Raw genomic sequence first — 2762 nt, 5'->3', positions numbered from 1 at the left:
TATTGCATCCTTTGTACCAGAAACAACTAGGTGTAGACTAGACTGGTCCCTCTGGTCTTGTGTTGGATTGACAACAAATTCTCCATCTATCAGACCTACAAGTACTGAACCAGTTGGTCCATTAAACGGTATATCAGATATTGATAGGGCTATTGACGAACCTATCATTGCTACTATATCAGGTGTACAGTCTTGGTCTACAGATAATACTGTCGCAACCACCTGTACATCATTTCTAAAACCATCTGGGAATAGAGGTCTTATAGGTCTATCTATCAATCTTGATGTAAGAACTGCCTTTTCAGATGCCTTACCCTCTCTCTTTAAAAATCCACCTGGTATCTTACCTACTGAATATAACTTTTCCTCAAAATCTACACTTAGAGGGAAAAAGTCAATCCCATCTCTCGGTTGAGCTGACTTTGTTGCATTCACCATCAGCATAGTGTCACCATATCTCATAATACAGCTACCGTTAGTCATTTCACATATCTTGCCTACTTCAACAGATAGCTTTCTACCAGCTAACTCTGTTTCAAAAATTCTATGTTCGAACATAGTTTCCTCCTTAAAATTTCTTTCTCTTTTCCTTACACATTTAATTTACTTTGAACAACTAATAGCTATTATATCCGGTCCAGTATGTGAACATATACATACCCCACCCTTAGTTACTAGTACCTTTTTTACCTTGTCCTTTAACTTGTCTTCTACTTCCTTAGCAAGTTTCTGAAAATCTTCAATACTCGAACCATATCCTATAGTTATAGTAATATCTGCCAGTTCCTTATTTCTATCTATTACCTTTTCCATCATTGCCGATATCAGCTTTTTAACGCCTCTCACCTTGCCGACAACCTCTATCTCACCCTTTTCCATCTTGAATAGGGGTCTTATACTAAGCATATTTCCAAGTATGGCTGTCGCAAGTGGAACCCTACCACTCTTTTTCAAAAAATCAAAACTAGCCGGTGCAAAGAAAATCACAGATGAATCTCTTATCTCAACTAATCTTTCTAGTATTTCTTCAATATCTAGCCCCTCTTCAATCAAATCGCAAGCCCTGATCACAGACTGACCCGCACCAAGTGACAAGTTCTCCGTATCAAAAACAAAAACATCTCCCTCAGTATCAGACTTTGCTAACATAGCAGACTGATAAGTACCACTCTTTGTAGATGCACCCGTAATACATAGCACCTTCTTCCCCTCAGCCAATGCCCTGTCAAATGCATCTTTAAACTGAATATATGTAGCTTGGGATGTCTTTGGAATGTCTTTTGCTTCAAGAGCCTTTACGTAAAATTCTTCCTTTGTTATATCGATACCGTCTTTGTACTCCTTACCATCCATCATAAGGGTAAGTGGTATCATTTCAAGATAGTCTTTAGCCATTATCTCATCTGGAATATCGCATAGACTATCACATATTAATTTTATATCCAAGGTAATACCTCCCAACATCTATTTTACTCTAGTATATATTATATCATAGCAATAGGTATAATTGTACATTTTTGTTATCAATTATTTCTTCAATATCCAATACCCATCCTTAGAACTTCCTATATATTCTATGAGTTTTTCATCTCTTTCTCTACACTTATTGATTTTCAGATAAAAAATAGTCCTATCTTTTTATATGGATAATTTATCATAACAAGTGCAACATAAAATAAACTCATAGCTAATCAGCTGTGTTAATATGTAAGTGACCAAACAAAACATATTAAAAGGAGCGACTAACTATGAGCTATAACCATCTTACCATAGAAGAGAGATCTTGTATTTATCAATTTTTAAATTTAGGAATGAGTATAAGGAAAATTGCACAAGCACTTAAAAGGTCGCCTAGTACAATATCTCGAGAAATTAAAAGAAATTCATCTAAAATAAAAAATAGTAGAGGAAATTATACTAAGTACTTTCCAATAAAGGCAAATGATAAATATATTGATAGAAGGAAAGACTGCTATAGAAAAAGTAAATTTTCTAAAGATGTTATTGATTATTTAACTGTAAAGATTAATGAACATTGGTCACCTGAACAAATATCAAATAGAAGCACAAATGTTATTCATCAAATACCATCTACATCAACCATATATAGACTCATACACGCAAAAAAACTGCCAAAAACTAGTATGGAAAATTTGAGAAGAAAAGGTAAATTTAAAAGACCAGCAGAAAAAAGAGGGAAATTCAATGATAAAGGGAGAACTATTAAGAAAAGACCTAAAGAAATATACAAAAGGCAAGAGATGGGTCACTGGGAAGCAGATACAGTGGAATCAGGCAGATTAGATCATAAAAGGAAAAGTAGATATTGTTTCGTAACTTTAGCAGAACGAAAATCAAGATATTATATAGCAATCCTAGTTGAAAATAGAAAATCAGAAAATGTCACACCAGCAATAATCAATGCATTAAAAGATTTTCCAAAAGAATTAGTAAAAACAATAACTTTTGATAGAGGTAAAGAATTTTCAGAATTTGAGAAAATAGAAAAAGAATTAGGATGCAAAACATATTTTTGTGACCCATACTGTGCTTGGCAAAAAGGTACAAATGAAAATAGTAATGGACTATTAAGAGAGTTTTATCCTAAGGGTATGGATTTATCAGAAGTAAATATTGATGATTTAAATTACAACTTAAATTTAATGAATAACAGACCTAGAAAATGTATAAAATATAATACACCTATAGAAAAACTTTTTGGTATCTTACCATAGGTGTTGCATTTGATTTGACAATTCGTC

At 33.2% G+C, this 2762-nt stretch carries 2 protein-coding genes and 1 pseudogene; 1 reads left to right on the top strand and 2 read right to left on the bottom strand.

What is annotated here, in order from left to right; all coding sequences use genetic code 11:
* Positions 1 to 558: pseudogene (locus VIR50_RS03015) on the bottom strand (polyribonucleotide nucleotidyltransferase); the annotation flags it as partial.
* Between the two features lie 45 nt (positions 559 to 603).
* Positions 604 to 1464: a DegV family protein gene (locus tag VIR50_RS03010; RefSeq protein WP_331933669.1), complete on the bottom strand. Its 861-nt coding sequence runs from the start codon at positions 1462 to 1464 to the stop codon at positions 604 to 606.
* Between the two features lie 284 nt (positions 1465 to 1748).
* On the opposite strand from VIR50_RS03010, the gene VIR50_RS03005 reads away from it, so the two are divergent.
* Positions 1749 to 2735: an IS30 family transposase gene (locus tag VIR50_RS03005; RefSeq protein ID WP_331933668.1), complete on the top strand. Its 987-nt coding sequence runs from the start codon at positions 1749 to 1751 to the stop codon at positions 2733 to 2735.
* Positions 2736 to 2762 lie beyond the last annotated feature (27 nt).

The sequence above is a fragment of the Prevotella sp. genome (genome assembly GCF_036570325.1).
Taxonomy (GTDB): domain Bacteria; phylum Bacteroidota; class Bacteroidia; order Bacteroidales; family Bacteroidaceae; genus Prevotella.
Note: the sequence above shows the minus strand (reverse complement) of the source record. Positions and strands in the feature narration are given on the sequence as shown.

Bases quoted from the DNA above. Each gene is read 5' to 3' on its own strand.
- VIR50_RS03010 (WP_331933669.1), bottom strand. From the start codon at position 1,464: ATGTTGGGAGGTATTACCTTGGATATAAAATTAATATGTGATAGTCTA.
- VIR50_RS03005 (WP_331933668.1), top strand. From the start codon at position 1,749: ATGAGCTATAACCATCTTACCATAGAAGAGAGATCTTGTATTTATCAA.